Origin of the sequence: Nostoc sp. (assembly GCF_036919595.1) — a bacterium.
In the GTDB taxonomy this organism is placed as follows: Bacteria; Cyanobacteriota; Cyanobacteriia; order Cyanobacteriales; family Nostocaceae; genus Nostoc.
This window is the reverse complement of sequence record NZ_JBALCO010000095.1, coordinates 37,465-54,051: the sequence shown is the minus strand read 5'-3', so window position 1 is coordinate 54,051 and position 16,587 is coordinate 37,465. Positions and strand designations below refer to the sequence as shown.

The following is a 16,587-nucleotide window of genomic DNA, read 5'->3' as shown; positions in this document are numbered from 1 at the left end:
TAGCAACCATTATTCAGGAGAAATCTTCTTCTAATCTATTTGGTGGGTCGTGGATGCCAGAATAATTTTCTACCCCGAAGTATTGAGGGGATACACTAAAACAGCTATAGCTTTAGGTATAACGCGAAAATGAGCAGGTGTGTAGGTAGTGATTTCACCATCTGTATTGATAGGGCGTGGTTTGTGAGTATGCACCTCTATTTCTTTACCTTGAAGAGAGCGTACACTTTGCCAATGTATATGTCGCCCTTCTCGGATTGCCGGGAATATTGGTATAATATGCAACCAATGTTTTATCTCCAAGCTATAGAGATCTAGCCTTTGGTCATCTATTGTGGCATCGTGAGCCACTGCCATGCCACCCCCGTAATAGCGACCGTTACCCACAGCAATTTGCACTGTTTTCACACGAACTGATTCACCATTGCTCACAATCTCCGCAGTAAAAGGCCTAGCTTCCCAAATCACTTGCAATGCAGTGGCAGCATAAGCAAATATTCCCCAACGGCGTTTGACTTCTTTGGTAAGTCGCTGGGTAATTTTTACACTCAATCCCATACTGGCAACGTTAAAAAAGTGCTTGCCGTTCACCCAACCCAAGTCGATGCGGCGTAAATTTCCATAGGCAATAATTTTGCAAGCTTTGCTGAGGGAATTCGGGATTCCCAAAGTCTTAACTAGGTCGTTGGCAGTTCCCAGAGGCAAGATTCCTAAGGGCAACTGAGTATCAATTAAAGCATCTACTGCGGCATTGAGAGTCCCATCTCCTCCACCAATGATTACTAAGTCAACTTGATACTGATAGCGAAATATAACTTCCGCAACATGTTTGGGGTCTTCTGTAAACTCCTCAATTAAATCAAAGCCGAGTGTCTTCAGATATTGAATTGCTTCCAACAGACCCTTTTGCCCTTGGCGGGCATGACGATTTACTAATAGCAGTGCGCGGGAACTCATGGGTAGTAACTTTTGTAGTTGATAGGTTAAATTATCCGCATCCATGTATTCTGTTTTAAGTTGACTATAAAAAAGTGTTTAAGTTGTTATGACCGTTATTAACAATTCATTTCGTCAATACTTATAATGTTATGATTACTAATTTTTAACTTCTATTTTATCTAGTTTATCTTTATTAGCCCTCGGTGTGTTAATATTCATTCAACATAATTATTACTCACTAAATGACTAGATTTAAGTATTTTTATTTATAAGATAAATATTTTTGCCAATATTATAATACCCAGAAAATAATGCTAAACAATAGGATATTTTTTCTTGGTATAGATACATGTTTGTATAAATACTATTAATAGTTATAATTATTTAACTTTTGGCTGAGAAGACATTTATTTATATATCAATTCATGCTGTGGCAGATTGGAAATTGTCTACGACTCGGAAGGGACTATTTATACTAATTCCTTCTAGAGGAATCCGGTTTAATTTTGAACAAGGTTAGGTATTACCTTTTTGCCACAATAAAGTCAGGATATGTATAATCTTGTTCTTGTCAATTGACCATGAAAATCTTCCAACTTCGAGCTATAGTTGCAGTAGCAGATCGTGGTAACTTTAGTGAGGCAGCCTTAGAATTGCAGCTTTCCCAGCCTACGATTAGTCATGCGATCACTACCTTAGAAGAAGAACTAGGTGTCCTTTATTTGCTAGAGGGCGTCATGGTGCGGTGCTGACACCTGCTGGAGAGCGCATTTTATATCATGCTCGTCAGGCTATGCAGTATCTAGAGATGATGTCAAACTAGGAAGAGTGAGAATTCGTATTTGGACAAGAAAATTGCCAATGCATCTGAGTAGCTAGGAGGATCATATTGATGGAGACTACTTGTCATACGGCGAAAACCTCGGCACTCAGTGTGGCCTATGAGCAGACTGGCCCGGATTCTGGGGAGCCGATTCTTCTGCTTCACGGCTTTCCCTACAATGTGCGCGAGTATGACGGCGTGCGCGATCGCATCATGAGCAACCATCGCCGGGTGATTGTGCCTTACCTGCGCGGCTTCGGCCCAACCCGGTATCTCTCGAAAGAGGTGTTTTGTTCGGGACAACAAGCTGCACTAGGAAAAGACGTTGTTGATCTGCTTGATGCTCTAGGCATTGAACGCGCTACGCTCGTCGGCTATGACTGGGGTGGACGTGCCGCATGCGTTGCAGCGGCACTTTGGCCGAAACGGGTTCGCGCTCTGGTGTCGGTTGGCGGATATACCGTCCAGGATATTGCAAAGTCAGCGACCACCCCTCAAACCGCAGAACAGGAGAAGCAACTCTGGTATCAGTGGTATTTCCAAACGGAGCGAGGGCAGCGAGGTCTTGAGGAAAATCGAAACGAACTTTGCAAACTAATGTGGAGCGCATGGTCTCCTACTTGGCAGTTTGATGAGGATCTGTTCGCGACGACTGCAAAATCCTTCCAGAGTCCCGACTTCGTACCGACAGCCATCCACTCCTATCGTCACCGTAATGCATATGCTCCAGGTGATCCGGCGTTGGAAGAGTTCGAGACGCGTTTAGCGGAAAAACCCGTGATCTCATGTCCAACCATCGTGCTGCACGGAGATAGCGACCCTGTAGATCCACCCTCGACTTCCGAAGGGCAGGAGCGCCAGTTCATAAATCGCTACGAACGCAGGGTTTTGCATAACATCGGCCACTGCCTACCCGCAGAGGAGCCTGACGCGGTGAAACAAGCTATCGAAGATATCGCTCATTCATAGATGTAGGGTCACAAAAAATCCCGATTGTCGGCAAACAGGAAGAAATCCACCTAGAAAGAGTCGGCATCAAACCAGCAAGACAACCAGTAGCCACCACCCACGTGCCCGGCTGGCAAAGAGGTCATTAGCAATCTTAAATTAAAGTAAGTCTTAAAAATCACTTAAGAATTATTAAGTATCGTACTTCCTCCGCCGTTTAACCGGATTCATCCACACTTCTAAGCGACTAAATGCTTGTGAAGAAAGTAACGTTAAACACAGATACACCAAAGCTACAGCCGCGTAAATTTCAAAAGCGCGATAATTATCGGCGACAATTAGCTGTCCTTTGCGAAACAATTCTTCAAAACCAATCACTGCAACTAAACTTGTATCTTTCAACAAACTGATAAACTCATTACCTAACGGTGGGATCATCCGGCGGAAAGCTTGGGGAAAAATTACATAACTCATGGTTTGCATAGAACTCAAACCTAACGATTGTGCTGCTTCTGCTTGTCCTGTTTCAATTGATTGAATCCCAGCACGGACAACTTCGGCAATGTATGCAGCACTATTCAAACTTAAGGCAATTACTCCAGCTACCAAACGATCAAAAGTAAATGTCAAAGCAAGTTCTTGTAAAATTGCTGGTAAACCGAAGTAAATCATAAAAATTTGCACTAACAAAGGCGTTCCCCGGAAAAAATCCACATACGCCCTCGCCACCCAACGCAAAGGTGCAACATGAGAAAGGCGGACAATACCAATCAAGGAACCCCCAATTAAACCAAACACTACAGAAAGCATTGTCAATTGCAACGTTACCAAAGCTCCCTGTAATAAAGTCGGAAAAGCCTGCAAAATCACGCCAATTGAGGTTAATATTTTAGGTGCGCCAGCGCTAGTATGGTTCTCAAATGGTGATTTAACTGGTAATGATGGCGGCTCGGCTTTAAACCATTTTCGATAAATTTGGGAATAAGTGCCATTTTTCAGCACCCTATCGAAACCGTTGTTTATTAATGCCAAATTCGGCGAATTTTTAGCTGTAGCAATCCCATAAAATTCCTCCGTCAGCAATTGCTGTACTATTTTAATTCCCTTGAGATTACCCGTATTAATAGCATACAAAGTCACTGGTGCATCATTAATTACCGCATCCACATTAGCATTAAGCAATTCTTGCAGGGCTAAAGGTGCTGAATCAAAACTGCGAATTTGCACTCCAGGAATACTCTTAGCCTTTGCAGCCCCAGTTGTACCAACTTGTACCGCAATTTTTTTATTTTTGAGACTGTCAAAGCCAGTAATATTTTGATTATCTGCGCGGATTGCGATCGCTAACCCAGCTTTAAAATAAGGGCGGGAAAAAGAAATCGTCTTCGCCCTCTCCTCTGTAATCGTGATCGAACTAATCGCCGCATCTACCGTTTTGGCTCCCAAAGCTGGGATAATGCCATCAAAAGGCAGACTTTGAAAATCCACCTTAAAGTTAGCTGCAACTGCGATCGCATTCATCAAATCAATGGAAAAACCCTGTAACTTACCACCTTGTCCTTGAAACTCAAAAGGTGGAAACGCCGGTTCCGTAGCAACCCGTAGAGTTTTCCCCGCAGTAGAATTCACCCCACAGCCAGCCAGTAACAAACAGCTAAAACCTACAACCACACACCAGCGCAGCCAACAGATAAAACTAAATTTAGCCATATTATTTTCTCTCCCCCTCTGCGCTCTCTGCGCCTCTGCGGTTCGTTCAAGTTATATCTTGCAACTGTCCAATCTCCCGCCAAAAAATAAATTTCACAGGCTTTTAGCTCAAGTCTACCTCAGTAGACTAAAACCCTTACTAAGTCTTCTTTAGAAGACTTTAGTTATTAGCCTCAAAATGAATTCTAAGGCGTTTTTTAGGACTGCTGCACGTATACATGAAAAACCTTACAATCAACTGTAGAACAGCTTGACATAAGTAATGAACAATACCATCCCCGCCATTATTTTTGACAATATCGAAAAAAACTTTGGTTCCCTAAAAGTCCTTAAAGGAATCACAGGCGAAATCAACCGGGGAGAAGTTGTTGCAGTTATCGGTTCCTCCGGCTGTGGTAAAAGTACCCTACTACGCTGCTTTAACCGCCTAGAAACCATTGACAAGGGGCGTTTAATAATCAACGGGATCAACTTATCGCGACCCACTGTCAACTATAACCAACTGCGGCAACTACGAACACAGGTAGGTATGGTTTTCCAACAGTTCAACCTGTTTCCTCATCTCAGTGTCCTAGAAAATATGACACTTGCCCCTCGGAAAGTCTTGGGAAAAACACCGAAGGAAAGTGCCCAATTAGCGAGATTATATTTAGAAAAAGTCGGCTTACATGACAAAGCCTCTGCTTATCCCGAACAACTTTCTGGCGGACAAAAGCAACGAGTAGCGATCGCCCGTAGCTTATGTATGAATCCCCAAATCATGCTATTTGACGAACCCACCAGCGCTTTAGATCCTGAACTCGTCGGCGAAGTTCTGCAAGTGATGCAGCAATTGGCAGCAGAAGGGATGACAATGGTGGTTGTTACCCATGAAATGCAATTTGCGCGGGAAGTAGCCCATCAGGTGATATTTTTAGACCAAGGTATTGTGACAGAACAAGGCCCAGCCTATGAAGTACTGACCAATCCCCAAAGCGATCGCCTACGTATTTTCCTCAGTCGCCTCAATGTTAGATAGTTAGCAGTTAGGAGTTCGGAATTAGGAGTTGGGAGTTGTCAATTAAAGGTTTTTTCATAACTGTTCAGTCATAACTGTTTAAAGGTACTCGCGCAAGAAATCAAAGGGATCGTCTTCCCAACAAGGTTCAGGTATCAGCCAAAATAAACTACTGTTGATATCGGCTTCAATTTCATCACCGTCGTCTCTATCAAATAGTTCTATCAAAGCTATCCAATCACCTTCTCTCAGAAACGTTAACGATGGGGCATATACCTGGAGATTATTTGAGTAATTCACGCGCAAATTTGTGCTTGAGAGCCGTAAAAAGTTAGTATAAAAATTTGTAAATAATCAGATTATAGCTTTTACAACCGTAGTTAAATAGTTATTTTGATATTATTAAACATTGACTACTTTCATGAGTGTCTCACAATTTAAATAGGACTGCTATAGTATTTATTACAGAATTACAAGCTGAATTTACTCAAACCGGAAAAATTCTTGAGGCTGCGACTCGACTAATTTCACGTTAAAGACTTCGGCAAAGGACTGGGCTAGATAAAAACGCACTTCTTGGCAAGTGATTCCTGGAATCCATTCAGCTAAACTGCCTACAGGTTTATCAGAAATACCGCAGGGTACAATGCGCTCAAAGCCTGTCATATCAGGACAAACATTTAATGCAAAGCCATGCATGGTAATCCAACGGCTAACTTTAATCCCAATAGCCGCAACTTTTCGCCCTTGTAACCAAACGCCAGTAAAAGCCGGAATTCTTTCTCCCTGCAATCCATAAACTGCTAATAGGCGAATTATGACTTCTTCGAGTTGCCGTAAGTACCAATGAAGGTCTTTACGATAACGTTGCAGATTTAAAATTGGATACCCTACCAGTTGACCGGGACAATGGTAAGTAACCTCACCGCCACGTTCAACTCGATGCACATCATACTGACTGTTTACCCTGAGCGTTCGCGTAGCGTCTCGCACAGAAGCCGAAGGGTCAATATCAAATTTGATAAAATCTGAGTTGGCTCCTTGTCCCAGAGTGTAGACAGGTGGATGTTCTAGCAAAATTAACACGTCATCTAGACTGGGGTCATGGATACGCTCAGTCAGGAGCGATCGCTGCCATCCATGAGCATCTAAGTAAGGCATTAATCCTTGGTTATACAGCAAACAACGGTTTTGGTGTGGTTCTACACTATGGATCATGTCAAAAATAAACTGAGATTGGGAACGAACTATATTTCAAGTTAGAAGATTTGAGTCAACAATTGTCAAGCTTTGCAAAGGATTTTAAAGGAAAGTCAAGGGAAGCTGCATTAGAAAATACAAAGTGCTAGCTTGAATATTAACCTCAATAGGTTTTAGGAGGAATTCTCTGCAATAATCATCACGCCAAGACAACAAGAACGAATGTACTGGCTGATGACTCTAATTATATTGTTTGCATTTAAAACAGAATTAAACTTCCACAAAAACTCGTGTTCTTGCTCAACAGTGAGCAAACCTCAATCGAACACAGAAGGAGCAACTATCAACAGTTCTGTGAGCGTTCCTTGAAAAGAGAAGGTAGTCACGGGAGCTACCACTCAAATTTGCTCACAAAAGAGTTCTGTGTGGAAATCCAATTTTGATATCAGTGCAGAGATGAGGAGAGAAATCAAGAGTATACTTGACAACAACTCAGAGCAGTACATACAAAGAGTTCACAATTTGTTTTGGCGGTAGTAATAGACCTTACCGCAACTTCTTTTCATACAAAGCAAATTCACACATCCAAATATTCACCGGGAGAGTTTACATGAAGCTTGTCATCCACGGCAAAAATATTGAAATCACCGATGCAATTCGTGAATATGTACATCAAAAAATTGAAAAAGCAGTTAGTCACTTTCAGAGCATTACAAATGAAGTGGATGTGCATCTTAGCGTAGCCCGTAATCCCCGAATTAGTCCTAGACAAGCGGCTGAAGTAACTATTTATGCAAATGGTAACGTTATCCGTGCGGAGGAAAGTAGCGAAAGCCTATATGCCAGCATTGACTTAGTTGCAGATAAAATTGCTCGTCAACTGCGGAAATACAAAGAACGGCGTCAAGACCAGAAAACTCAAGCCCAACCAACAGAAGTAGTTGTTGCGGAGTCGTTAGTCACAGATTTAATTGGCGATCGCACCCCCGAATTACCCAACGAAGTTGTGCGTACAAAATATTTTTCCATGCCGCCGATGACCCTTGCAGAAGCCTTAGAACAACTGCAACTCGTAGGACACGACTTTTATATGTTCTACAATTCTGAAACTGGAGAAATTAATGTAATTTACGAACGTAACCACGGCGGTTATGGTGTGATCCATCCCCGCAATAGTAACGGTCATACTAACGGCAAGAATGGCAAGTCAACCCACGCTAATATTGTCATGCCGGAAAAATCGCATTCAAATAAAGTCTAATTAAAACGCAAAGGGGCGCAAAGTTAACGCAAAGGTTCGCAGAGTATTCTTTGCATTAACCTTTGCGTTTAAAAACTTTTTACTTGGCCGCAAGCTGTTGCAAAGTTTTCAGTGCTTCCTCAACATGTCCTTTAAAGTTAAACATTGAGTCAAACACGTATTGCACAATTCCTTGTTCATCAATGACGTAAGTAACGCGACCAGGGAATAAGCCAAAAGCCGCTGTCGCGCCATATAGTTTCCGCACTTGGTCGCCTTTGTCAGTTAACAGGGTAAAAGGTAGATTGTACTTTGTAGCAAATCGCTGATGAGATTCGCTAGAGTCAGCACTCACGCCGACAACTTCAGCGCCAGCAGCTTTGAACACTTCATACTGATCACGAAAGGCGCAGGATTCAGATGTACATCCGGGTGTGTCGTCCTTGGGGTAGAAATATAGGACAACAGCTTTTTTGCCACGAAAATCTTGGAGGTTAATTGTTGAGCCGTTTTGGGCAGGTAGAGTGAAATTAGGAGCGGTATCTCCAACTTTGATTGGCATAGCGAGTGGTGGTAATTACTTAATAAAATTTTACCTTGTATCCTAAGTCTATAAATTTTGCTTGATTAAGTGCATCAAGCAGAGTATTAGATACTCATCTAAGATAAAATTTCGCTTATGCGCCTGACTTCACTAGATGTTTTTCGCGGCATTACGATCGCTGGGATGATTCTTGTCAATATGGCGGGAGTCGCTGATGATGTATATCCTCCCTTAGCCCACGCCGATTGGCACGGTTGCACACCAACTGACTTGGTATTCCCCTTCTTTCTCTTCATTGTCGGTGTAGCGATGACTTTCTCGCTGTCAAAGTACACTGAAGGTAATAAACCAACCTCAACTATTTACAGGCGCATCTTACGCCGCGCTGCCATTCTCTTTGCCTTGGGATTGCTACTAAATGGCTTTTGGAATCAGGGTGTTTGGACTTTTGATTTGAATAGCATCCGCATTCTGGGAGTGTTGCAGCGCATCAGCCTTACCTATCTGCTGGCTTCTTTGGCAGTTCTCAACCTGCCGCGTAAAGGTCAATGGATACTAGCAGCAGCGCTACTCATCGGCTACTGGCTAACGATGATGTATCTACCAGTACCCGATTATGGTGCAGGAGTTCTGACACGGGAAGGTAATTTCGGCGCTTATATTGACCGCCTAATTATTCCCAAAGCACATTTATACAAGGGTGATGGTTTCAACTTTATGGGAGATCCAGAAGGACTGTTCAGTACTATTCCTGCGATAGTAAGCGTCCTTGCTGGCTACTTCACTGGTCAATGGATACGCAGCCAACCTGTACAGTCACGCACAAGTCTAGGGTTAGGATTATTTGGAATTGGTTGCTTAATTATCGGTTGGGCGTGGGGGTGGACATTCCCCATCAACAAAAAGCTGTGGACAAGTTCCTATGTAATCTTCACTAGCGGTTGGGCGTTACTTTTGCTAGCAGCTTGTTATGAACTCATCGAAGTCCGGCTGAATCGTCGCTGGAGTAAACCTTTTGAAATTATGGGCTTAAATGCGATCGCTCTTTTCGTTCCATCCGTTTTGTTGATTAAAATCTTAGTGAAAACCACTATCGGTACAGGAAAAGACGCTCCTAGTACCTATAATTGGATTTACCAGAATTTTTTCGCATCTTGGGCGGGAGTCCTGAATGGTTCCCTGTTGTTTGCCACAGTCACCGTGTTGTTGTGGTGGGTTGTTGGTGTTCTGATGTATCGGCAACGTTGGTTTCTCAAGGTGTAAATTTGAAAGCAGGTGGAAGAAAATGAAAAAAACCAAACTATGTGAAGAAAGATAAACTAGACTAAAACCCCCTTCCCTCCTGCCTCCTGTTTTATACCAACAACAAATTTTTACGCCGACTTACTTATTTATATTTTAATGTTATCAAGGTTACAAGAAGCCATAGAAGCGTTTGCAGATTTATTTTTTTTAATTCACTTAAACTATTAATAGACATCTTCAGAAACTAGGTTTTCACCTAGACAGAATAAGGGTTTTAGATTCTTTTTTGAAGATGTCTAATCCATATAAAAATTGTGAGGTAATGGATGCGTCGCCTTAAATTTTGGGTATTTTTGCCAATTGGGTTGATATTTGGCTACTCAGATCAACTGTTTCAATCTAACCTGTCTGTAGCCAACTCTAACCTAGCAGTAGTTTCACAAACTAGTCCGACTTTATCAAAAGTGAGTTACCTTTCATCGTTGGAACAAGAGGTAATTGTTGAAACAAATAAGGTACGAACAAATCCCCAGTCATACCTCCCGATTCTAGAAAACTATAGAAAGCGCTTTGACGGAAACCTAGTCAACATTTCTAATAATACCTATTGGCAAACTCAAGAAGGAGTTAAAGCAGTTGATGAGGCGATCGCATTTTTGAAATCAGTACCTCCTGTGGGAGCATTAAGTGTATCTAAGGGTATGTCTTTAGCAGCAAAAGACCATGTTAAAGACCAAGGTCCAAAAGGTGCCACAGGTCATGATGGTAGCGATGGTAGCACCTACTATACTCGGCTCGACCGCTATGGTAAATGGCAAACAACCGCAGGCGAAAATATTATTTATGGCTATAACACTGCTCAAGATATCGTCATGCAATTAATTATTGATGATAGTGTTGCCGATCGCAGTCATAGAAAAAATATTTTTAACGGTGCTTTTAAAGTGTCTGGTGTTGCTTATGGAAATCACAAATTATATAGAACAATTTGTGTAATTGAGTACGCTGATGGCTATAGGGATAAATAATTGGAGTTGGGAAGTAGGGAAAAATACCAAAGTTTATGAGTTATTGTACTGAAAAACAGGCGGAAAAATATTTTTTTGTGTTTTACGTTCTACTGTTAGCTAGGTTCCAACATGTATGAAGTAATCTTTTTTTAATACTTAAGGAACAAAGACAATAGCAGCGTTATCTATACTCTTGATCAACTTATTTCTGTTCTTCTTAGGAAACTGATCGAAATTCTAATGTCTGATAATAAGCCGCTTCTAAAATTCTGAATAAAGAAGTGTCTACAAATTTCTCTATGTGTTGAAAATTCTTACTTATTCTAATTCACTAAATTAATTCATAGAAAAAATTGTGAGGTAATTAATGCATCGCATTAGATTTTGGGTATTTTTGCCACTTTCCCTGATATTCGGCTGCTCAAATCAAATGTTTCAATCTAACCCATCTGTGACAAACTCTAACCCAGCAGTAGTTCAACCAGCCAGTCCGACTTTATTAGCAAAAGCGAGTTATCTTTCACCACTGGAACAACAGGTAATTGTTGAAACAAATAAGGTACGAACAAATCCCAAAGCATACCTCCCGATTCTGGAAAACTATAAAAAGCGCTTCCAAGGTAACCGAGTCAAAATTTCTAAGAATTTTTATTTACAGACTCAAGAAGGAGTCAAAGCAGTCGAAGAGGCGATCGCATTTCTGAAATCAGCACGGCCTGTGGGAGCGTTGACTGCATCTAAAGGTATGTCTTTAGGAGCAAAAGACCACGCTAAAGACCAAGGTCCAAAGGGTGCTGTAGGTCATGATGGTAGCGATGGTAGCAACCCCTTTACTCGCATCAACCGCTATGGTACATGGCAAACAACCGCAGGCGAAAATATCAGTTATGGTTCCAAGACTGCTAAAGATATCGTCATGCAGTTAATTATTGATGATGGTGTGAGCGATCGCGGTCATAGAAAAAACATTTTTAACGGCGCTTTTAAAGTCTCTGGCGTTGCTTATGGAACTCACAAATCATATAGAACAATCTGCGTAATTGACTACGCTGGGGGGTATAGTGAAAAATAATATTCCGCACAAACATCCCCGATAAGTCAAGGGGTAATTCACCGATGAGTGGCAATTTGTCGGTGGTGATTTCTTCACGGATTGGAGCAAAATTGCGATCAAGATAAGGATTAACTGCTATTGTTACCATTGTCTTGATTTATAGAATCTGATAATGTGATGCATATGGCTTTTGGTGATTGATAACACTGATCGCTATCTTCAACCAATCAATATAAGTCTGTTCTCTTCGGATCACCAACTCCAGCACGAGCCTTTGCATTACTTGCTCACGGTTGGCAGACTGATCACTGAGTGATGGTAAATCGATGGTTTCACATTCAGCAAGCTTTTCGCTTCGAGCTGCCAGTTGTTGCTCCAGTAGGTGAATAATGGTTTCATTTGACAACTGATCTGCAAAATGCAACTGAATTAGCATTGGTTCTCGGATAGTTGGTAAGAGCTGATGAGTCCCAAGCCATCGGGCGAATTCGGCTTTCCCTGGCTCCGTCACACTGTAAACTTTGCGGTTGGGGCGATCGTGCTGAATCTCAATCTTACAGGTAATCCAGCCTTGCTCAACTAGTTTATCGAGAGTTCTGTAAATTTGTGCCTGGTCTGCTGGCCACAAATGGGCAATGCATTGATCAAAGCAGCTCGTTTTCAGGTCGTAGCCCGTCATTTCTTGCTGCTGAAGAAGACCTAGAATTACATATGCTAGCGACATTAAGACGGTTTTCCCATAATTGACATTTTCTCGATAGATTCTATGACTATGTACTTCTTATAAGTTTATGCTAATATATGATTAATCAAGTATAAGATATAACGGCTATAAAAAGATATGTTGATTGTCATGCGTCCTAACAAAGAAACCGAATACATGAACTGAGGTTGGGCAGATGGCTAATGATGCTGTTTGCACAAGAGAGTGATGAAGTAGCGATGTATTTTGAGTGCCGCTTCCGTACCCCTATGGGGATCTTGCTACGTGGAGCATCAGTCAACAGAAGGGAAGTGAGAAGTTCTGATCAGAGCGGCAAGCCTCCTGGTGAGCCTCTATGCCACCATTGGATATGCTACTCATCGCTAGTGTATCACTCAACAAACCAGTTGTTCGCTACAGTCTATTCGTGATAAAAATATTGACGCAGAAATTATTTAAGCCATTTGAAGACTATTGTAATGAGAGGATGGGTAACATTGACTTCTAACACACTTTCACAAAGAATACGTCAACATCAATATTTACGTGATTTACGAAACAAATTACTCCACCTTCACAAGACGTTGCTGGAGACAGAACGCATTGCCTACGAACAGGTTAGTGGACGAGTATCAAGCGGAGAATTACTTCAGCTAGTTATCGCTCATGAACAATTTGCTTGGCTACATCGCATTTCTGAGATGGTTGTGCAAGTTGATGAAATGCTCGAAGCAGATGAACCGATATCAATGGATGATTTTGAAAAGTTGATTGCTGATGTCCGCACGTTGATTGTACCGTTAGAGACAGGCAATACCTTCGAGAGAAAGTATTACAACGCTCTTCAGCGCGAACCTGGTGCTGTGTTGGCACATGCGGAGATATCAAGATTTCTCATGACTAAGGTTTAAGGGTAACTTAGAGCGATTTTCAGTAGCCACACAGTGGATTTTATCTGAATTAACTCCAGTAACTAGGGTGGGCATTGCAATGCCCACCCTATGATTTCTCACTTTGTCCCCTTGTCTTTTTCTTCAATTTTTACGGAAAGTTATCTTGTATCAGATAACATGGTCATGAATAATACAGAGGAGAAGCTTTGCGTAGGCATAGCCCAACCCAGGCATCGCTAGCCATCCTTATCACAATGACCACGGTAATATTTGTACATGGCACTGGCATTAGAGAACGAGAATATAACGAAACCTTTGAGATAATAGAGCAAAAGATTCACGCCCAACGTCCTGACATCAAAGTTTCTCCTTGTCTTTGGGGTGAATTAGGTGCAAAGTTCAATGATAATCTGGCATCTGTACCCTTGGAAGATGCCACACTGGCTTTATCTCAACCAGAAGAAGACGCAGATATTGTGTTGTGGGGGCAATTATACCGTGACCCTCTCTATGAATTACGGCTGTTGTCTTTGAAACCGATTGAGGCAGGAAATCCCTTTGGGGAAGAACCAGGGGATGTTTTACAATCTCGTGTAGCTAGTCTCACACCAGCATCTCAACTGGAAGCTAAGTTACAAGAGGCGGGAATTGCAGAGGTATTTGAGCCAGCACGAGAGGCGGTTATCCACAGTGAACCGTATAAACGGGCGTTGCTCACAGTTTCAGAATCTGATTTGAGTGAATATTATGCACCAATAGCTAGAGCAGTTGTGGCTCAAGCAATGTTTCTTAGCGAACAGCAAGAAAAATTTCCCCCCATACTCACCGATGCCCAATTGCGCGATAAAGTTGTGGAATTGCTGACTCTGGCTTTGACAGAGGCGGAGTTAGGATTAGGTGGCTGGTTATTAAAGCCATTTGTTGCACTAGCACAGTACGGCGGAACAAATTATGTCCGAGGAAAACGCCTTGAACTAACTGATGAAATTTCGCCTATGCCTGGTGATATTTTGTTGTATCAGACGCGGGGTGAAAAAATTAGGGCGTTTATCCAGCAACAAATAGAACAAGCAGAACCGCCTGTGGTTTTACTCGCCCATAGCTTGGGAGGTATCGCTTGTGTAGATTTGCTAGTAAAGCAGCAGTTATCTCAGGTGAAATTATTGGTAACAGTTGGTTCCCAAGCACCATTTTTATATGAGATTAACGCCCTCTACAGCTTAGAATATGGGCAGTTATTGCCAGAGCATTTCCCTCAATGGTTGAATATCTACGATTTACGGGATTTTCTCAGTTATGTGGGTAATAGAATTTTCCCTAAGCGTGTGCAGGATGTGGTGGTGGATAGCAGACAACCATTTCCTCGTTCTCACGGTGCTTATTGGACAAATGCCAAAACCTGGGAGGCGATTATTTCGAGGTTGCCATAATGGTTTACTTTTTACGGTATCTAGAAAACCCCTCTCCAAACCTCTCCCCTAAAAGGAGAGAGGCTTTAAATTTTCCCCCTTCCTTACTAGGGAAGGGGGTTAGGGCGTTAGGTATTTTCCAGATAACATCAGAGGCTAGGTCATCATGCAGTTGATGGCTAAACCTGAGCGGACTTTTGGCTTAATTGTGGGTATTGAAAAGTACTACGAATCTGCTTGGAATGTGACGGGTGGAGGGCCAGCCGACGACGCGCTGAAATTTGCTGATTGGCTGCATCGGCGCGGTGTACCGAGGGAGAATATTCGGTTATGTTTATCTGCGCTGGAAGAAAATCATCAGTTAATTGGGGAATGTGGGTTAACTATAGAGTTAGCAACAGAGCAAAATATCTCCGACATTGTGACTAACTTTTTATCCCCAAAGTCGGGGGATTTGCTCTACATTTTTTGGGCGGGACATGGTTTAATTACGCCAGGACGAGAGCGAAGGTTGCTTTGTGCTGATGCAAATAAACGGAATTACCAGAACTTAAATTTGAATTCTTTATTAGTTTATTTGGCTTCAGATAAATTTCAGATTCGTAATCATATTTGTATTGTTGATGCCTGTGCTAATTTTCCTTTATTGCTACGGTGTCAATCAGGTGAATTACCTGGGAAAACTTTTTTGAATGGTCAGCCAAGGAAAGATAGTCAACAATTTGTGTTACTGGCTACGCGGGAAGGAGAGACAGCTAAGGTAAATTCTGACAATAAAACAGGATACTTTTCTCAAGCTGTGCGGGAGGCTTTAGAGCAAGCATCTACTGAGATTTTTCCGCCGAATATGAAAATAATTGCGGAACAAGTTAAACAGCGTTTGGAGCAATTAAACAAAAACCAAGCTCCCATCTATTTATATAAGCAAAATTGGGATGGAGATAGAGAAGAGTATCGTGTAGGAACGCTCACTTCACCACAAAATCTTCTCCGCAGTGGCGTTAAAAAGTTTGTCGGACGAGAACAAGCACTTGCAACGCTACACCAACAGTTGCAGCAAACGCAACGAGTCGCCATTACCACTGTTACTGGTGTGGGTGGTATCGGCAAAACTGAACTAGCGCTGCAATATGCTCAACATCATTGGCAGGAAAACACATACCCTGGCGGCGTTTGCTGGTTGCGGGTGAGGGATGAAGATTTGGGAACTCAGATTGTGGTGTTTGCTAAAGCAAAGTTAGGTTTGCAGCTACCGGAAGATTGCGATTTACAAACTCAGATTAATTACATCTGGCGGCAATGGCAAGCAGGCGATGTTCTGTTACTATTCGATGATGTTAATAAATATGAACAGGTAAAACTCTACCTACCACCAACCGAGCCAAGGTTTAAAATACTCATTACTACACGCCAACAGTGGTTGGGGCAGTCCTTTGAGCGGTTATGCTTAGAGGTTTTGGAGGAAGTAGCCGCTTTGGAATTGCTGATTTCTTTTGTTGGGGATAAGCGTGTACAAAGGGAACTAAACGAGGCAAAACAACTCTGTGCTGATTTAGGATTTCTGCCTTTAGGTTTAGAGTTAGTAGGGCGATATTTGGAACGCAAACCAGATGTATCTCTAGCTAAAATGCGGCAAAGATTAGCAGATAAGCTGCTAACACATCGTTCAATGCAAGAGCCATCGGCAGAAATGACAGCACGACTAGGAGTTGTTGCTGCTTTTGAATTAAGTTGGCAGGAACTACATAACCAAGCCCAAAAATTGGGGTGTTTGCTCAGTATTTTTGCTCTAGCTCCCATTCCTTGGTATTTAGTGGAAAGGTGTTTACCCAACTAAGACTCAGAAGATTTAGAAGATGTTAGAGATGATTA

General features: G+C 42.1%; 16 protein-coding genes. 10 read left to right on the top strand and 6 right to left on the bottom strand.

Translation table 11 applies throughout. The features are described 5' to 3' along the window. Window positions 1-69 precede the first annotated feature (69 nt). Window positions 70-957 (bottom strand): lipid kinase, encoded by an 888-nt coding sequence (locus tag V7K21_RS14460; protein WP_335175303.1) that lies wholly within the window; start codon window positions 955-957, stop codon window positions 70-72. A 563-nt stretch (window positions 958-1,520) separates the two neighbouring features. On the opposite strand from V7K21_RS14460, the gene V7K21_RS14455 reads away from it, so the two are divergent. Together V7K21_RS14455 and V7K21_RS14450 are read left to right on the top strand one after the other, a co-directional pair. After that, entirely contained in the window at window positions 1,521-1,691 is a 171-nt protein-coding gene (locus V7K21_RS14455; RefSeq protein WP_442948884.1) for a LysR family transcriptional regulator, read from the top strand. 140 nt (window positions 1,692-1,831) lie between these two features. Then, on the top strand, window positions 1,832-2,731 hold the full coding sequence (locus V7K21_RS14450) for an alpha/beta fold hydrolase (RefSeq protein WP_335175299.1): 900 nt from the start codon (window positions 1,832-1,834) through the stop codon (window positions 2,729-2,731). A 171-nt stretch (window positions 2,732-2,902) separates the two neighbouring features. Here the strand turns inward: V7K21_RS14450 and V7K21_RS14445 are convergent, their stop codons facing one another. Beyond that, complete coding sequence (locus V7K21_RS14445) at window positions 2,903-4,420, bottom strand: ABC transporter permease subunit (protein ID WP_335175297.1); 1,518 nt, start codon at window positions 4,418-4,420, stop codon at window positions 2,903-2,905. 262 nt (window positions 4,421-4,682) lie between these two features. On the opposite strand from V7K21_RS14445, the gene V7K21_RS14440 reads away from it, so the two are divergent. Continuing rightward, complete coding sequence (locus V7K21_RS14440) at window positions 4,683-5,438, top strand: amino acid ABC transporter ATP-binding protein (RefSeq protein WP_335175296.1); 756 nt, start codon at window positions 4,683-4,685, stop codon at window positions 5,436-5,438. Between the two features lie 78 nt (window positions 5,439-5,516). Here V7K21_RS14440 and V7K21_RS14435 read toward each other — a convergent pair whose 3' ends face one another. Both V7K21_RS14435 and lipB read right to left on the bottom strand, forming a co-directional pair. Continuing rightward, window positions 5,517-5,717 carry a hypothetical protein gene (locus tag V7K21_RS14435; protein WP_273763239.1) on the bottom strand — a complete coding sequence of 67 codons (201 nt, stop codon included), beginning with the start codon at window positions 5,715-5,717 and terminating at the stop codon, window positions 5,517-5,519. A gap of 183 nt (window positions 5,718-5,900) precedes the next feature. After that, on the bottom strand, window positions 5,901-6,635 hold the full coding sequence (lipB, locus tag V7K21_RS14430; RefSeq protein ID WP_335175294.1) for a lipoyl(octanoyl) transferase LipB: 735 nt from the start codon (window positions 6,633-6,635) through the stop codon (window positions 5,901-5,903). A 592-nt stretch (window positions 6,636-7,227) separates the two neighbouring features. Here lipB and hpf point away from each other — a divergent pair. After that, a complete protein-coding gene (gene hpf, locus V7K21_RS14425; protein WP_335175292.1) occupies window positions 7,228-7,878 on the top strand; it encodes a ribosome hibernation-promoting factor, HPF/YfiA family in 651 nt (216 codons plus the stop codon). Between the two features lie 79 nt (window positions 7,879-7,957). On the opposite strand, the gene V7K21_RS14420 is transcribed toward hpf, so the two are convergent. After that, window positions 7,958-8,419, bottom strand: coding sequence for a peroxiredoxin (locus V7K21_RS14420; RefSeq protein ID WP_335175290.1), 462 nt, complete (start codon window positions 8,417-8,419; stop codon window positions 7,958-7,960). A gap of 117 nt (window positions 8,420-8,536) precedes the next feature. On the opposite strand from V7K21_RS14420, the gene V7K21_RS14415 reads away from it, so the two are divergent. The 3 genes from V7K21_RS14415 to V7K21_RS14405 all read left to right on the top strand — a co-directional run bounded on the left by V7K21_RS14415 (window position 8,537) and on the right by V7K21_RS14405 (window position 11,728). Further along, a complete protein-coding gene (locus V7K21_RS14415; RefSeq protein ID WP_335175288.1) occupies window positions 8,537-9,664 on the top strand; it encodes an acyltransferase family protein in 1,128 nt (375 codons plus the stop codon). 308 nt (window positions 9,665-9,972) lie between these two features. After that, window positions 9,973-10,674 (top strand): CAP domain-containing protein, encoded by a 702-nt coding sequence (locus V7K21_RS14410; RefSeq protein WP_335175286.1) that lies wholly within the window; start codon window positions 9,973-9,975, stop codon window positions 10,672-10,674. A 349-nt stretch (window positions 10,675-11,023) separates the two neighbouring features. Beyond that, window positions 11,024-11,728 carry a CAP domain-containing protein gene (locus tag V7K21_RS14405; RefSeq protein WP_335175284.1) on the top strand — a complete coding sequence of 235 codons (705 nt, stop codon included), beginning with the start codon at window positions 11,024-11,026 and terminating at the stop codon, window positions 11,726-11,728. 139 nt (window positions 11,729-11,867) lie between these two features. On the opposite strand, the gene V7K21_RS14400 is transcribed toward V7K21_RS14405, so the two are convergent. Further along, a complete protein-coding gene (locus V7K21_RS14400; RefSeq protein ID WP_335175282.1) occupies window positions 11,868-12,434 on the bottom strand; it encodes a PadR family transcriptional regulator in 567 nt (188 codons plus the stop codon). A 458-nt stretch (window positions 12,435-12,892) separates the two neighbouring features. Between V7K21_RS14400 and V7K21_RS14395 the strand changes: the two genes are divergently transcribed. The 3 genes from V7K21_RS14395 (at window position 12,893) to V7K21_RS14385 (ending at window position 16,552) form a co-directional block, all read left to right on the top strand. Continuing rightward, the gene (locus tag V7K21_RS14395; RefSeq protein ID WP_442948883.1) at window positions 12,893-13,324 is read left to right on the top strand and encodes a hypothetical protein; all 432 of its coding nucleotides are present in this window, start codon (window positions 12,893-12,895) and stop codon (window positions 13,322-13,324) included. Between the two features lie 236 nt (window positions 13,325-13,560). Continuing rightward, window positions 13,561-14,736 (top strand): hypothetical protein, encoded by a 1,176-nt coding sequence (locus V7K21_RS14390; protein ID WP_335175278.1) that lies wholly within the window; start codon window positions 13,561-13,563, stop codon window positions 14,734-14,736. Window positions 14,737-14,890: 154 nt separating this feature from the next. Beyond that, window positions 14,891-16,552, top strand: coding sequence for an NB-ARC domain-containing protein (locus V7K21_RS14385; RefSeq protein WP_335175276.1), 1,662 nt, complete (start codon window positions 14,891-14,893; stop codon window positions 16,550-16,552). Window positions 16,553-16,587 lie beyond the last annotated feature (35 nt).